Origin of the sequence: Rubrivivax albus (assembly GCF_004016515.1) — a bacterium.
GTDB classification, from domain to species: domain Bacteria; phylum Pseudomonadota; class Gammaproteobacteria; order Burkholderiales; family Burkholderiaceae_C; genus Rubrivivax; species Rubrivivax albus.
The window spans coordinates 38,790-53,569 of record NZ_SACT01000011.1; the positions used below are offsets into that span (position 1 = coordinate 38,790).

At 69.6% G+C, this 14,780-nt stretch carries 11 protein-coding genes; 6 read left to right on the forward strand and 5 right to left on the reverse strand.

The window, feature by feature from the left end; genetic code table 11:
* Window position 1 precedes the first annotated feature (1 nt).
* The 4 genes from ENE75_RS23190 to ENE75_RS23205 are packed head-to-tail and all read right to left on the reverse strand — an operon-like array spanning window position 2 to window position 4,169.
* Window positions 2-487, reverse strand: a complete 486-nt coding sequence (locus ENE75_RS23190; protein WP_199232397.1) for a gamma-glutamylcyclotransferase family protein — start codon at window positions 485-487, stop codon at window positions 2-4.
* Between the two features lie 17 nt (window positions 488-504).
* Window positions 505-2,181 (reverse strand): ABC transporter ATP-binding protein, encoded by a 1,677-nt coding sequence (locus ENE75_RS23195; RefSeq protein ID WP_128201188.1) that lies wholly within the window; start codon window positions 2,179-2,181, stop codon window positions 505-507.
* A 3-nt stretch (window positions 2,182-2,184) separates the two neighbouring features.
* A complete protein-coding gene (locus ENE75_RS23200) occupies window positions 2,185-3,225 on the reverse strand; it encodes an ABC transporter permease (RefSeq protein ID WP_128201240.1) in 1,041 nt (346 codons plus the stop codon).
* Window positions 3,226-3,230: 5 nt separating this feature from the next.
* A complete protein-coding gene (locus tag ENE75_RS23205) occupies window positions 3,231-4,169 on the reverse strand; it encodes an ABC transporter permease (protein ID WP_128201190.1) in 939 nt (312 codons plus the stop codon).
* Between the two features lie 167 nt (window positions 4,170-4,336).
* On the opposite strand from ENE75_RS23205, the gene ENE75_RS23210 reads away from it, so the two are divergent.
* From ENE75_RS23210 to ENE75_RS23235, 6 genes are all read left to right on the forward strand, one after another.
* Window positions 4,337-6,148, forward strand: a complete 1,812-nt coding sequence (locus ENE75_RS23210) for an ABC transporter substrate-binding protein (protein WP_128201192.1) — start codon at window positions 4,337-4,339, stop codon at window positions 6,146-6,148.
* Entirely contained in the window at window positions 6,145-7,938 is a 1,794-nt protein-coding gene (locus ENE75_RS23215) for an ABC transporter substrate-binding protein (protein ID WP_128201194.1), read from the forward strand. Before ENE75_RS23210 ends, ENE75_RS23215 begins: the two co-directional genes overlap by 4 nt.
* Window positions 7,935-9,746, forward strand: a complete 1,812-nt coding sequence (locus tag ENE75_RS23220; protein WP_128201196.1) for an ABC transporter substrate-binding protein — start codon at window positions 7,935-7,937, stop codon at window positions 9,744-9,746. The genes ENE75_RS23215 and ENE75_RS23220 overlap by 4 nt, the downstream gene beginning before the upstream one ends.
* 14 nt (window positions 9,747-9,760) lie before the next feature.
* The gene (locus ENE75_RS23225) at window positions 9,761-11,596 is read left to right on the forward strand and encodes an ABC transporter substrate-binding protein (RefSeq protein WP_128201198.1); all 1,836 of its coding nucleotides are present in this window, start codon (window positions 9,761-9,763) and stop codon (window positions 11,594-11,596) included.
* Entirely contained in the window at window positions 11,593-13,389 is a 1,797-nt protein-coding gene (locus ENE75_RS23230; RefSeq protein WP_128201200.1) for an ABC transporter substrate-binding protein, read from the forward strand. Before ENE75_RS23225 ends, ENE75_RS23230 begins: the two co-directional genes overlap by 4 nt.
* Window positions 13,390-13,522: 133 nt before the next feature.
* Entirely contained in the window at window positions 13,523-14,275 is a 753-nt protein-coding gene (locus tag ENE75_RS23235) for an N-acyl amino acid synthase FeeM domain-containing protein (protein ID WP_128201202.1), read from the forward strand.
* Between the two features lie 9 nt (window positions 14,276-14,284).
* Here ENE75_RS23235 and trxC read toward each other — a convergent pair whose 3' ends face one another.
* The gene (gene trxC / locus ENE75_RS23240; RefSeq protein WP_128201204.1) at window positions 14,285-14,710 is read right to left on the reverse strand and encodes a thioredoxin TrxC; all 426 of its coding nucleotides are present in this window, start codon (window positions 14,708-14,710) and stop codon (window positions 14,285-14,287) included.
* Window positions 14,711-14,780: the final 70 nt, after the last annotated feature.

Sequence of the window (14,780 nt, forward strand, 5' to 3'; positions counted from 1 at the left end):
TTCAGCCGGGCAGCAACTGCCGGTGGCGGGCGGCGCGCAGCGGGTCGGGATCCGCGAGCGCCTCGATGGCGGCCAGTGCCGCGACGTAGGACGTAGGCAGGCCGTGGTGACGCGCACCGGCCACGACGATGTCGCGGTACCAGTCGTAGGGCCGAAGTGCAGGATCGGTGCGCAGCGCCAGATAGGTCCAGGCCTCGAGCACGCCGGCGGCCGTGTGCACGGCCAGGGCGCGCTCGGTGTAGCCGTGGCCCAGAGACTCGGCGGCGTCGAGCGCCGGCTTGTCGGCCGGGTCCAGCCGCCAGACCACGCCGTGCACCTCGGCCGCGGCGTCGGCCACCACGTCGCACTTGCCGGAGCCGTCGCGCGAGGCCATGTGCCAGGCCAGGCGGTGGCCGGGCAGCACGCCGGTGGCCACCACCCGTGCCGACGGCGTGCGCGCCAGCAGCCGCGCCGGCAGCAGGTTGGAGCCGTAGGCGAAGACGAGCAAGGCGCGGCCAGGCCGCGTCAGGCGGCGGCGGGCTGGTAGCCGCGCGGGATCGCCGCCAGCAGACGCTTGGTGTAGTCCTCGCGCGGCGCGGCCAGGATCTGCTCGGCGCCGGCCTGTTCGACCACGCGGCCGTCCTTCATCACCAGCACCTCGTCGCTGATGAAGCGCACCACCGCCAGGTCGTGGCTGATGAAGACATAGGACAGGCCGAACTCGTCCTGCAGGTCCTTCAGCAGGTTCAGCACTTGCGCCTGCACGCTCACGTCCAGCGCGCTGACGGCTTCGTCGAGCACCAGCACGTCGGGGTTCAGCGTGAGGCAGCGCGCGATGGCGATGCGCTGGCGCTGGCCGCCGGAGAACTCGTGCGGGTACTTGCCGAAGGCCTTGCCATCCAGGCCCACCTTTCCGAGCAGCTCGCGGGCGCGCTGCTCGCGTTCGGCCGTGTCCTGGCCGATGCCGTGGATCTCCATCGGCTCCACCAGCGTCTGGCCGATGGTGAAGCGCGGGTTCAGGCTGGCATAGGGGTTCTGGAACACGACCTGGATGCGGCGGCGCATGTGCTGGCGCTCGGCGTCGCTGAGCTTGAGCAGGTCCTTGCCCTCGAAGATCACCTCGCCGCCGGTGGGCTCGTGCAGGCGCAGCAGCGACAGACCCATCGTCGTCTTGCCGGAACCGGACTCACCCACCACACCCAGCGTGTGGCCCTTGCGCAGCCTGAAGTTCACGTCCTGCACGGCCTTGAACTCGCGCTTGCCGAACAGCCCTTCCTTGATGAAGAAGCTCTTGGCCAGCGAACGCACCTCCAGCACCACCGGCGCATCGGGGTCCTTGGCCTTCGCGGCGTGGCCCGCGCCCTTGCCGGCGATGTGGTCGTCGATGACCATCAGCCGTGGCGGGTTCTCGGTCAGGCTCGGGCGGCAGGCCAGCAGGGCCTTGGTGTAGTCGTCCTGCGGGCTGGCGAAGATGCCGGCCACCGGGCCCTGCTCGCGGATCACGCCGTGGCGCATGACCACCACGTGGTCTGCGATCTCGCCCACCACGCCCAGGTCGTGGCTGATGAACAGCACGCTCATGCGGTGCTTGTCCTTGAGCTTGCCCACCAGTTCCAGGATCTGGCGCTGGATGGTCACGTCCAGCGCGGTGGTCGGCTCGTCGGCGATCAGCAGCTTGGGCTCGCAGGCCAGCGCCATCGCGATCATCACGCGCTGCTGCTGGCCGCCGGACATCTCGTGCGGGTAGGCGTGCAGCCGGCGCTTGGGCTCGGGCATGCCGACCTCGACGAGCAGTTCCTCGGCCCGCGCCAGCGCCTGCTTCTTGGTGAGGCCCAGGTGCTTGACCAGCGGCTCCACGATCTGCGCGCCCACGGTGAACACCGGGTTCAGGCTCTGCATCGGGTCCTGGAAGACGCAGGCGATGTCCTTGCCGCGCAGCGTCTGCAGTTCCGGCAGCGCCGTCTGCAGCAGGTCCTTGCCCTGCCAGAGGATGCGGCCCTGGCGCTCGGCGTTGTCCGGCAGCAGGTTGAGGATGGACATCGCGGTGACGCTCTTGCCCGATCCCGACTCGCCCACCAGCGCGACGATCGAGTTCTCCGGCACGTCGAACGACACGCCCTTGACGGCGTCGGCGCGCTGCGCGACGCCGTCCACCTTGCCCATGCGGAAGCTGACCTTGAGGTCCTGGATGCTCAACAACATGACTTACTCCAGGCCCCGAAGCTTCGGATCGAGCGCGTCGCGCACGGCGTCGGCCAGCAGCGAGAACGCGGTCACGAACACGGCCATGAACAGCGTGGCCGCGGCCAGCTGCCACCAGTAGCCCAGGATCAGCTCGCTCTGCGCCTCGGCCAGCATCGTGCCCCAGGAGACGTCCTCCACACCCACGCCCAGGCCCAGGTAGGACAGGATCACCTCGGCCTTGATGAAGCCCACCACCAGCAGGCTCATGCGCACCAGGATCACGTGGCTGACGTTGGGCAGGATGTGCTTGAACATCCGGCTCCACGTGCTGGCGCCGATCGCTTCCGCAGAACGCACGTACTCGCGCGCCCCGTGCTTGATGAACTCGGCACGCACCTGGCGGTACAGGCCGGTCCAGCCCGTCAGGCCCAGGATCAGCACCACGGTCAGGATGCCGCGGCCGAACACCGCGGCGAAGGCGAAGATCAGCAGGATGCCGGGGATGGACTCGAACACGTTGTAGAGCCACTCCAGGAGGTCGCCGATGCGGCGGCCGAAGAAGCCGCTGAAGGCGCCCAGCACGGTGCCGATGGTGGTGGCCAGCACCGCCGCCAGCACGCCGACGAAGACCGAGATCTCGGTGCCCTTGATGGCCTTGTCCAGCACGTCGCGGCCCAGCCGGTCGCCGCCCAGCGGCAGCGTCTCGGCCTTCACCGTCTCGGTGGTCTTGTACTTGGCCGCGGCGGCGTCCCATTCCTGGTAGCGCGGGGCCAGCGGGTCGACGTCCGACAGGTCCACGTTCGGGCCCTTGGGCACCTCGATGGTCCCGATGGCCTCCGGCGGCCGCGGGCCGAGGAAGGTGGGCGGCGCGTTGGCCACGCCGACCTCGTTCTGCCAGTTCTTGGCCACCAGGCCCAGCCAGGACGCCAGGATCAGCACCAGGAAGGCGGTCACGATGGCCGCGGAGACGAGGCCGACGCGGTCGGTCTTGAAGCGGCGCCAGGCGGCATGCCAGACGCCTTCGGAGCGCTCGTCGACGGCGCTCGCGGCGGGGTTCAGCACGGCGCTCATTTCAGTTGCACCCGCGGGTCGACCAGCTTGAACATCACGTCCACGGCCAGGTTGATCAGCATCGTCAGCACCGCCAGGTAGACGGCGATGGCCTGGATCACGGGGTAGTCGCTGCGGTTGACCGCCAGCAGCACCTCACGCCCCAGCCCCGGGATCGAGAAGAAGACCTCGATCAGGAACGAGCCGACGAACACGCTGGGCAGGGCCAGGCCGATGTTCGTCAGGATCGGGATCATCGCGTTGCGCAGCACGTGCTTGAACATGATCGTGTTCTCGGTCATGCCCTTGGCGCGCGCGGTGCGCACGTAGTCGTGGCCCAGCTCGTCGAGGAAGAAGGTGCGGTACAGCCGGGTGTAAGGCGCCAGACTCACGGCCACGGCCAGCAGCACCGGCAGCGGTGCGTAGGTGATCAGGTTGGTCCAGGTGCTGTCGCTCCAGCCCTGCACCGGGAACCAGCCGAGTTGGAAGCCGAACACGTACTGACCGACGATGACGTAGACCAGGAAGCTGATCGACAGCGCCACGGTGCTGATGACCATGATGCTGCGGTCGGCCAGCGAGCCGCGGCGGTAGGCCACCCACATCGCGATCGGCAGCGCGATCACGGCCTCGAGCACGAGGATGGGCAGCATCACCGTCAGCGTCGCCGGCAGCCGGGTGGCAAAAAGGTTGCTCACCGCCTCGTTGGTGGCCCAGCTCTTGCCCCAGTCGAACGTGACCACGCTCTTGAGGTAGATGCCCAGTTGCACCCAGACCGGCTCGTCCAGGCCCAGCTGCTGCCGGATGGCGGCGATCTGCTCGGGCGTGGCGTTCAGGCCACCGAGGATTTCGGCAGGGTCACCGCCGAAGTACTTGAAAAGAAAGAACACCAGCAGCACGACACCGAGGATCGTCGGCACCATTTGCCACAAGCGCCGCAGAAGGTAGGCGGCCATGACGTCAGTTCACTCCCGGGTTTGGGAAGGCGCGAGTGTACGGGGGCGACAAAGCCCTGCGCCTCGGGGCTTCCGCGAAGCAACCCCCGTGCCCAGTGGGTTGTCCCTCAGCGGACAATGAGGGTCACACGGCTAGACTCGCGCCTTCGTCGTCCCCCTTCGCACCCATGAAGCGTTCCGTCCTGCTGGCGCTGGCCACGAGCCTCGCGCTGGCCTGGGGCACCGGGTCGGCGCAGACCCCGCCCGCGTCCGCCGACGCGCCGCGCGTGCTGCGCTATGCCTTCCCCGTGGCCGAAACCGGCTTCGACCCGGCCCAGATCTCCGACCTGTACTCGCGCACGGTCGCCGCGGCGATCTTCGACGCGCCGCTGACCTACGCCTATCTGGCGCGCCCGGCGCAGGCGGTGCCCAACACCGCGGTGGCCCTGCCCGAGATCAGCAACGACGGCACGACCTTCACCTTCCGCATCCGGCAGGGCATCTTCTTCCAGGACGACCCGGTCTTCCAGGGCAAGCCGCGCGAACTCACCGCCGCGGACTACCTGTACGCGATCAAGCGGCACTACGACCCGAAGTACAAGAGCCCGAACCTGTTCCAGCTGGAGAACGCAGGCATCCTGGGCCTGTCGGAGCTGCGCAAGCGGCTGATCGACGAGAAAAAGCCCTTCGACTACGACACCGAGGTCGAGGGCCTGAAGCTGCTGGACCGCTACAGCTTCCAGGTGCGCATCAAGGCGCCGGCGCCGCGCTTCTACTACCTGTTCACCGACGGCGCCGTGATGGGCGCCGTGGCACGCGAGGTGGTCGAGCACTACGGCGATGCCATCATGGCGCACCCGGTGGGCACCGGGCCGTTCGTGCTCAAGAGCTGGCGGCGGTCGTCGAAGATCGTGCTCGAGCGCAACCCGGGCTACCGCGAGGTGCGCTATGCCGAGCAGCCCCCGGCCGACGACGCCGAGGCCGTGGCCATGGCGCAGCGCCTGGACGGCCGCAAGCTGCCGCTGCTGGACCGCGTGGAGATCAGCATCATCGAGGAGCAGCAGCCGCGCTGGCTGGCGTTCCTGAACGGCGAGCACGACTTCCTCGACCGCCTGCCCAACGAGTTCGCGCCCAACGCCATCCCGCACAACCGGCTGGCGCCCAACCTCGCCAAGCAGGGCATGCAGATGGTGCGCACGCCGCTGGTGGACGCCACGCTCTCCTACTTCGCGATGGAGAACCCCGTCATCGGCGGCTACACGCCGGACAAGGTGGCCTTCCGGCGTGCGATGTCGCTCGCCTACGACGGGCAGGCCGAGATCGCCCTGGTGCGCCTGGGCCAGGCGGTACCGGCGCAGTCGGTGATCCCGCCGCTGCTGTCGGGCTACGACCCGGCCTTCAAGAGCGAGATGAGCGAGCACAGCGTGGCCAAGGCCAACGCGCTGCTGGACCTCTACGGCTGGCACGACAAGGACGGCGACGGCTGGCGCGACCAGCCCGACGGCAGCCCGCTGCTGGTGGAGTACTCCAGCCAGCCCGACCAGCAGTCGCGCAAGCTGCAGGAGCTCTGGCGCAAGGCGGGCGAGGCGGTCCGGGTGCGCATCACGTTCAAGATCGCCAAGTGGCCGGAGCAGCTCAAGGCCAGCCGCGCCGGCAAGCTGATGATGTGGGGCGTGGCCTGGGGCGGCGTCAGCCCCGACGGCAGCTACTTCCTGGACCTGCTCTACGGCCCGAACAAGGGCCAGGCCAACCATGCGCGCTTCGACCTGCCCGAGTTCAACGACCTCTACCGGCAGCAGAACGTGATGCCCGACGGCCCCGAGCGCGAGGCCATCATCCAGCGCATGAAGCGGTTGTCGGTGGCCTACGCGCCCTACAAGGTCACCGGCCACCGCGTGGCCACCGACCTGATGCACGCGCCGGTGGTCGGCTATCGCCGCCACCCGTTCCTGCGCGACTTCTTCCGCTACGTGGACGTCGATCCCGCGCTGCAGCCATGATGCCTTCGATCCGCCCCCTGCTCGCAGCGCTGCTGTGCGCCGTCTCCGTCGGCACTGCGGCAGCGGCGGCCCCGAAGGTGCTGCGCATCGCGTTCAACACGCCGGTCACGGCGCTGGACCCGGCGAAGATCTCCGACCTCTACTCGCGCACGGTCACGCCGCACATCTTCGAGGGCCTGTACGAGTACGACCACCTGGCGCGGCCGTTCAAGATCAAGCCGCTGACGGCCGACGGCCTGCCCGAGACGTCGGCCGACTTCCGCGAATGGACGATCCGCGTCAAGCCGGGGATCTTCTTCGCCGACGATCCGGCGTTCAAGGGTCAGAAGCGTGAGCTGGTGGCGGCCGACTACGTCTACAGCCTCAAGCGCATCATGGACCCGGCCAACAAGAGCCCGCTCGGGTCCGTGCTGCAGGACATCGGCATCGTCGGGCTGAACGCGCTGCGCGACGAGGCCGTGGCGAAGAAGGCGCCGTTCGACTACGACCGCGAGATCCCCGGCCTGCGCGCGCCGGACCGCTACACGCTGAAGATCACGCTGGAGCAGCCGCGCCCGCGCCTGCTGCAGACGCTGGCCGGCGGCGACGTGTTCGGCGCGGTGGCGCGCGAGGTCATCGAGTTCTACGGCGATGAGATCATCACCCACCCGGTGGGCACCGGCCCCTTCGTGCTCAAGAGCTGGCGGCGCGGCTCGCAGATCGTGCTCGAACGCAACCCCGGCTACCGCGAGCGCTTCTACGAGGCCGAGCCGGCTCCCGACGACGCCGAGGGCCAGGCCATCCTGGCCGACCTGAAGGGCAAGCGCATCCCCATCGTCGACCGCGTGGAGGTGGCCATCATCGCCGAGGAGCAGCCGCGCTGGCTGAGCTTCCTGCAGGGCGACCTGGACATCTCCGCTATCCCGTCGGTGGCCATCCCGCAGGCGATCCCCAACGGCAAGCTGGCCCCCAACCTCGAGAAGCAGGGCATCCGCCACTACCGGTCGCTCAATGCCGACGGCGTCTACCTGTACTTCAACATGGATGACAAGACGGTCGGCAGCACCGAACCGGCGCAGGTGGCGCTGCGACGCGCGCTGTCGCTGTCGCTGGACGTGCCCAAGCTGATCAACCGGCTCTATCGCGGCCAGGGCATCCCGGCGCAGTCGCTGTTCATCCCGCACTGCACCGGCTACGACCCGGCCTTCAAGAGCGAGATGGGCGACCACGACCCGGCACGCGCGAAGGCCCTGCTGGACCTCTACGGCTTCCTGGACCGCGACGGCGACGGCTTCCGCGAGCGCCCCGACGGCTCGCCGCTGAAGGTGGAGCTGGCCACGCAGCCCGACCAGTTCAGCCGCCAGATGGACGAAGCCATGCAGAAGGACTTCGCCGCGGTGGGCATCCGGCTGACGCACTACTACGGCCAGTGGTCCGAGCAGCTCAAGGCGGCCTACGCCGGCAAGCTGCAGATGTGGCTGCTGGGCGGCTCGGCCGCCAGCCCCGATGGCCTGGACACGCTGCAGTCCTACTACAGCGAGCAGATCGGCAGCGGCGGCAACTTCGCGCGCTTCCGCAATGCCGAGATGGACCAGATCTACCGGCAGGTGGCGGCCATGCCCGACGGCCCCGAGCGCGAGGCGCTGTTCCTGCGCGCCAAGCTCATCGGCGTGGCGCTGATGCCCTACAAGTCGCTGCTGCACCGCATGGCCAACTCGCTGGCGTACAAGCACCTGATCGGTTTCCGCCGCCCGCTGTTCTGGAACGAGTGGTGGCACCTGGTGGACATCCGGAGGGATGAATCCTCATGATCCGCACGATTGCGCTGGCACTGGCACTGGCCGTGGCCCTGCCCGGCGTGGCGCAGACCCCGCCGAAGAAGGTGCTCAAGCTCGCCTTCACCACGGCCACGACGAGCTTCGACCCGGTGCAGATCAGCGACCTGTACTCGCGCACCATCACGCCGCACATCTTCGAGGCCCTGTACCAGTACGACTACCTGGCACGGCCGGTGAAGGTCAAGCCGCTGACGGCCGCCGGTCTGCCCGAGGTCTCCGCCGACTACCGCACCTGGACCGTGCGCGTGAAGCCCGGCATCCACTTTGCCGACGACCCCGTCTTCAAGGGGCAGAAGCGCGAGCTCACCGCGCGCGACTACGTCTACTCGATCTTGCGCAGTGCCGACCCGGCCAACCGCGCGCAGATCTGGACCTACATCGCCAGCCTCAAGCTCAGCGGGCTGGCCGCCAAGCGGCAGAAGCACCTGGACGACAAGACCCCGTTCGACTACGACAGCGAACCCGAGGGCCTGCGCACGCTGGACCGCTACACGCTGCAGATCCGCCTGGACGAGCCCAACCCGCGCTTCCTGGAGGTGCTGGCGGCGTCCGACCTGCTGGGCGCCGTGGCGCGCGAGGTGGTGGAGGCCTACGGCGACAAGATCGGCGAGCACCCCGTGGGCACGGGCCCGTTCAGGCTCAAGAGCTGGCGGCGCGGCTCGCAGATCGTGCTGGAGCGCAACCCCGACTATCGCGAGCGCCTCTACGACGCCGAGCCGGCAGCCGACGATGCCGAGGGCCAGGCCATCCTGGCCAAGATGCGCGGCAAGCGCCTGCCCATCGTCGACGAGGTGCTGGTGGCCATCATCGAGGAGGACCAGCCGATGTGGCTGAGCTTCCTCAACGGCGAGGTCGACGGCCTGCTCTCGCGCGGCAACTCCGTGCCCGGCAACTTCGTCGTACAGGGCATGCCCGGCGGGCAGGTGGCGCCCAACCTGGCCAAGAAGGGCATCGTCGGCAAGCAGACGGTGAACTCCGACATCGCGATCACCTACTTCAACATGGAGGACCCGGTGGTCGGCGGCTATACGCCGGAGAAGGTGGCACTGCGCCGCGCCATCGGGCTGGCAATGGACATCGACCGCGAGATCCGCATCATCCGCCGCGGGCAGGCCATCCCGGCACAGTCCAACATCGTGCCTGGCACCACTGGCTACGACCCGGACTTCAAGAGCGAGGGCGGCGACTACAACCCTGCCCGCGCCAACGCGCTGCTGGACCTCTACGGCTACCTCGACAAGGACGGCGACGGCTGGCGCGACCTGCCCGATGGCAGCCCGCTGGTGCTCAACCGCGCCACGCAGCCGGAACAGATCAACCGCCAGTTCGACGAGCTGTTCCGCAAGAACATGGAAGACATCGGCCTGCGCGTGACCTTCGAGACCGGCCAGTGGCCCGAGCAGCTGAAGAAGGCACGCGCCGGCAAGCTGCAGATCTGGGCCCTGGGCTCGTCGGCCGCCGGCACCGACGGCCAGAGCGCGCTGTTCCGCCTGCACGGCGTGCAGGCCGGCGGGCAGAACCTGGCGCGCTTCAAGCTGCCGGCCTTCGACGCGCTGTTCGACCGCATGAGCGTGCTGCCCGACGGCCCCGAGCGCGAGGCGCTGTTCCTCGAGGCCAAGAAGATCGCCGTGGCCTACATGCCCTACAAGCCCACCGTGCACCGCATCAGCACCGACATGTGGTACCCCTGGCTGATCGGCTACCGGCGCCCGCTGTTCTGGAGCGAGTGGTGGCACCTGGTGGACGTGGACGTGGCGATGCGCGAGGCGGCGCAGCGCTGAAGGCGGGCAGGCCCATGCGCCAGTTCCTGGCCACGGTGGCCATGGCGGTCGCCATGGGCGCGGCCGGCGCGGCCACCCCTGTGCAGGGTCATGGCGTCACGGCCGCAGTGTCCCCGCCAAAGGTGCTGCGCTACGCCTTCCGTGTCGCCGAGACCGGCTTCGACCCGGCGCAGGTCATCGACGTCTACTCGCGCACCGTCACGCCGCACATCTTCGAGGGCCTGTACGGCTACGACCACCTGGCACGGCCGGCGAAGATCGAACCGCTGACCGCGGCCGCGATGCCCGAGGTCAGCGACGACTTCCGCACCTGGACCGTGCGCCTGCGGCCAGGCATCTTCTTCCAGGACGACCCGGCCTTCGGCGGCCGGCCGCGCGAACTGGTCGCCGCCGACTACGTCTACAGCTTCAAGCGCTTTGCCGACCCGGCCACCAAGAGCCCGGCCTGGGGCAGCCTGCAGCAGCAGGGCATCGTGGGCCTGGCCGAGCAGCGCGAGCGTGCGCTGACCACCAAGCAGCCCTTCGACTACGACACCCCCATCGCCGGCCTGCAGGCGCTGGACCGCCACACGCTGCGTTTTCAGCTGGCCGCGCCGCGGCCGCGCTTCCTGGAGACGCTGGCCACCGGCGACCTCTTCGGCGCCGTGGCGCGCGAGGTGGTGGAACGCTACGGCGCCGACATCCCGGCGCACCCGGTGGGCACCGGGCCGTTCCGGCTGGCGCAGTGGCGGCGCAGCTCGCTGATCGTGCTGGAACGCAACCCCGCCTACCGCGAGCGCTTCTACGACGCCGAACCCGCAGCCGACGACGCCGAAGGCCAGGCCCTGCTGGCGCGCTTTCAGGGCCGGCGGCTGCCGATGGTGGACCGGGTGGAGATCAGCATCATCGAGGAGGAGCAGCCGCGCTGGCTGGCCTTCCTGCAGGGCCAGCACGACTTCATCGAGCAGATGCCCGCGGCCTTCATCGACCTGGCCATGCCCGGCGGCGAGGTGGCGCCGCACCTGGCGCGCAAGGGCGTGCGCGGCTGGCAGGCGGTGCGCTCCGACGTCTTCTTCGTCGTCTTCAACATGGACGACCCGGTGGTCGGCGGGCTCGCGCCGGCGCAGGTGGCGCTGCGCCGTGCCATCGGTCTGGCCCTGGACGTGCCGCGCGAGATCGCCACCGTCTGGCGCGGCCAGGCCATCGCCGCGCAGTCCACGCTGCTGCCGCACACCACGGGCCACGACCCAGCGCTGCGCAGCGAGATGGGCGTCTACGACCCCGCCCGCGCCAAGGCCCTGCTGGACCTCTACGGCTGGACCGATCGCGATGGCGACGGCTGGCGCGAACGCCCCGACGGCCAGCCGCTGGTGCTGGAGATGCTGACCCAGCCCGACAGCCAGTCGCGCGCGCTCGACGAGCTGCGCGCCAAGAATCTGGCCGCCGTGGGCCTGCGGCTGCGCTACCGCGCGCAGAAGTGGCCGGAGAACCTGAAGGCCGCGCGCGGCGGCCAGTACCAGCTCTGGCGCGTGGGCGGCTCGGCCGCGGCGCCCGACGGCCAGCCGTCCCTGGCGCGATTCCACGGCCCGCAGGTGGGCGGTCAGAACATCGCACGCTTCCGCCTGCCGGCCTTCGACGCGCTCTACGAGCGCATGGAGGTGCTGCCCGACGGACCGGAGCGGCTGGACCTGATGCGCCAGGCGCAACGCCTGGGCATGGCCTACGCGCCGTACAAGACCCTGGTCCACCGCGTCGTCACCGACCTCGCCCAGCCTGCCCTGCTGGGCTATCGCCGCACCCTGTTCTGGCAGGACTGGTGGCACATGGTCGACATCCAGACCGGCCCCGACAGCAACACCAGGACCCCATGAGCTTCCCTCGCCGAGCCTTCCTGCAGGGCGCCGCCGCCGGCGCGCTGGCGCCAGGCCTGCTGCACGCCGCCACACCCGACGCTGGAAAGAAGGTGCTGCGCATCGCCTTCCCGGCGCCGGAATCCACCTTCGACCCGCCGCAGACCAACAGCGACTACTACTCGAGCACGCTGATCCAGCAGATCCTGGAAGCGCCGCTGAGTTACGACTACCTGGCGCGCCCCGTGCGCCTGCTGCCCAACACCGCGGCGGCGATGCCCGAGGTCTCGGCCGACGGGCGCAGCTTCACGGTGCGCATCAAGCCCGGCATCTTCTTCCAGGACGACCCGGCGTTCAAAGGCCGGCGGCGCGAACTGGTGGCCGAGGACTACGTCTACAGCATCAAGCGCTTCTACGACCCGCAGTACAACTCAGGCGACCTCTACCTCTACGAGCAGGCGAAGCTGCCCGGGCTGAGCGAACTGCGCCAGCAGGCGCTGAAGAACCGCACGCCCTTCGACTACGACGCGCCCGTGGAAGGCGTGCGCGCGCTGGACCGCTACACCTTCCGGATCACGCTGGGCGACGACGACCCGCGCTTCATCTACCGCTTCGCCGACGCGCAGATCATGGGCGCGGTGGCGCGCGAGGTGGTCGAGTTCTACGGCAAGGACATCGGCGCCCACCCGGTGGGCACCGGCGCCTTCCGACTGAAATCCTGGCGGCGCGCGTCGCGCATCGAGCTGGAGCGTTCCCCCAGCTACCGCGGCACCGTCTACGACGGCACACCCGGCGACGACCCCGACCTGCAGCGCGTGGCCGCGCACCTGAAGGGCAGGACCCTGCCGCTGGCCGACGAGGTGCACGTGGACATCGTCGAGGAAGACCAGCCGCGCTGGCTGAGCTTCCTCAACGGCGCCTACGACTTCCTGGCCGTGCCCGGCACCTACATCCCGCTGGCCGTGCCGCACGGCGAGCTCGCGCCCTACCTGGCCAAGCGCGGCATCCGCATGCAGCGCCACCAGCAGGCGGACATGGTGATGAGCTACTTCTACATGGAGGACCCGGTGGTCGGCGGCTACACGCCGGAGAAGGTGGCGCTGCGCCGCGCCATCGGCCTGGCGCAGGACCAGCAGGCCTACATCCGCCACGTCTTCGGCGGCAGCGGCACACCGGCGCAGAGCACCATCCCGCCGTTCACCTCGGGCCACGACCCAGACTACGTCAGCGAGATGAGCACCTACGACCCGGCCCGCGCCAAGGCGCTGCTGGACCTCTACGGCTACACCGACCTGGACGGCGACGGCTGGCGCGAGCTGCCCAGCGGCCAGCCCCTGCGTCTGCGCATGGCCTCGATGGCCGACCAGCGTTCCCGCGGCGCCAACGACCTGCTGCGTCGGCAGCTGGCGGCCATCGGCGTGCGCATCGACTTCGAGATCGCCACCTGGTCGGAGCTGCTGAAGAAGACGCGCGCCGGCACGCTGCAGATGTGGGGCTACTCCTGGGGGGCCACGTCACCCGACGGCGGTTTCTTCCTGGGCATCGCCTACGGCCCGAACGCCGGCGATTCCAACGACCCGCGCTTCAACCTGCCGGCCTTCGACGAACTGTTCCGCCGCCAGCAGCGCCTGCCGGACGGGCCCGAACGCGAGGCCGTGATGCGCCAGGCCAAGGACCTCCTGGTGGCCTACATGCCCTTCAAGGTGCACATGCACCGCACCATCACCGACCTGGTGCAGCCCTGGACCGAGGGCTACCTGCGCCACCCCTTCATGCGCGACCTCTGGCGCTTCATCGACGTGCAGCCGCATTGAGCGTGTGAGAGGTCATCCCGTGCGTGCCGGCCGGGTGGATACGGCGCTTGCGCCTGGTTACCCCAACACCCCTGTTCCGTGGTCCATTGCGGCCGAAAGGTATCGTAGGCGCCTGCGCCTGCTCAGTGTCCCCATGTCCTACACCAACCTCACCAGGTCCATCCTGCCCGCCAAGCACCAGCCGGTCCCGGGCCATGACGCGGCCAGCGCCGAGGCCCTGCACGGCGCCTTCACCATCCGACTGGCCCACGACGACGAGCGCACGGCCGCAGGCGCTCTGCTGGCGCAGCGCTACGCGTGGCGCGGCTACCGCACCGTCACGCTGCCGCGCGACCAGACCGGCTGGCGCACCACGCTCACGGCGCATGGCCGCGGCGACACGCCCATCGGCACGCTGACGCTGGAACTCGACGGCGGGCCCGAGGGCCTGTCGGCCGCGGCCGCCTTCGGCCCCGAGGTCGAAGCCATGCGGGCACGCGGCCTGCGGCTGGCCGAGTTCACCCGACTGGCGGTGGACACGGGTGTGCACAGCACGCGCGTGCTGGCCGGGCTGTTCCACGTCGGCTACATCGTGGCCCACCGGCTGCGCGCCTGCGACACGCTGCTGCTGGAGGTGAACCCTCGCCACGTGCGCTTCTACGAGCGCATGCTGGGCTGCCAGGTGGTCGGTGACGAACGGGTGCACCCCGGCGTGCAGGCACCGGCGGTGCTGCTATCGGCGCCCTTCGCGTACATCCGCGCCCAGATCCGTGCCCACGCCGGGACCGCGGAACTGGCGGGGAACGCCCGCTCCTTGTATCCGTTTGCGTTCGCCGTCGACGAGGAGAGCGGCATCCTCGCGCGCCTGCTGCAGGCCCAGGGGCGGACCGGCACCTCGGTCCACTGAGGCGCCGGCTCAGGACGCCATCGCGACGATCTGCCCGGCCGGCAACGCCCCGGCTTGGCGCCTCACCTCGCGCCCACCCTCCAGCCGCACCAGGGTCGGGATGCTGCGGATCGCGAAGCGCTGCGCCAGTTCCGGGTTGGCGTCGGTGTCCACCTTCACCAGCAGGGCCCTGCCCCGGAGCTGCTGCGCTGCCTGGGCAAAGGCCGGCGCCATCATCCGGCAGGGCCCGCACCAGGTGGCCCAGAAGTCCACCAGCACCGGCAGCTCGGTCTTGCCGGCCACGGCGTCGAAGTTGTCGTCGCGCAGTTCCACCGGCGCGCCGGGCAGCAGTTCGGTGCCGCAGCGCCCGCAGACGGGGTCGTCGCCCAGGCGCTCGGCGGGCACGCGGTTGAGCGCGCCGCAACGGGCGCAGCCGATGTGATGGTGTGTACGCATGGGGGTATAGATGATGACATCCTGCCGGTGTTCAAGTCCAGCCCAGCGATCGGCGCTCGCAGCATCCCCT

Excerpts from the sequence above, each read along its gene's own strand:
- ENE75_RS23195 (WP_128201188.1), bottom strand. The coding sequence starts at position 2,181 with ATGTTGTTGAGCATCCAGGACCTCAAGGTCAGCTTCCGCATGGGCAAG.
- ENE75_RS23205 (WP_128201190.1), bottom strand. The coding sequence starts at position 4,169 with ATGGCCGCCTACCTTCTGCGGCGCTTGTGGCAAATGGTGCCGACGATC.
- ENE75_RS23210 (WP_128201192.1), top strand. The coding sequence starts at position 4,337 with ATGAAGCGTTCCGTCCTGCTGGCGCTGGCCACGAGCCTCGCGCTGGCC.
- ENE75_RS23215 (WP_128201194.1), top strand. The coding sequence starts at position 6,145 with ATGATGCCTTCGATCCGCCCCCTGCTCGCAGCGCTGCTGTGCGCCGTC.
- ENE75_RS23220 (WP_128201196.1), top strand. The coding sequence starts at position 7,935 with ATGATCCGCACGATTGCGCTGGCACTGGCACTGGCCGTGGCCCTGCCC.
- ENE75_RS23225 (WP_128201198.1), top strand. The coding sequence starts at position 9,761 with ATGCGCCAGTTCCTGGCCACGGTGGCCATGGCGGTCGCCATGGGCGCG.
- ENE75_RS23230 (WP_128201200.1), top strand. The coding sequence starts at position 11,593 with ATGAGCTTCCCTCGCCGAGCCTTCCTGCAGGGCGCCGCCGCCGGCGCG.
- ENE75_RS23235 (WP_128201202.1), top strand. The coding sequence starts at position 13,523 with ATGTCCTACACCAACCTCACCAGGTCCATCCTGCCCGCCAAGCACCAG.
- trxC (WP_128201204.1), bottom strand. The coding sequence starts at position 14,710 with ATGCGTACACACCATCACATCGGCTGCGCCCGTTGCGGCGCGCTCAAC.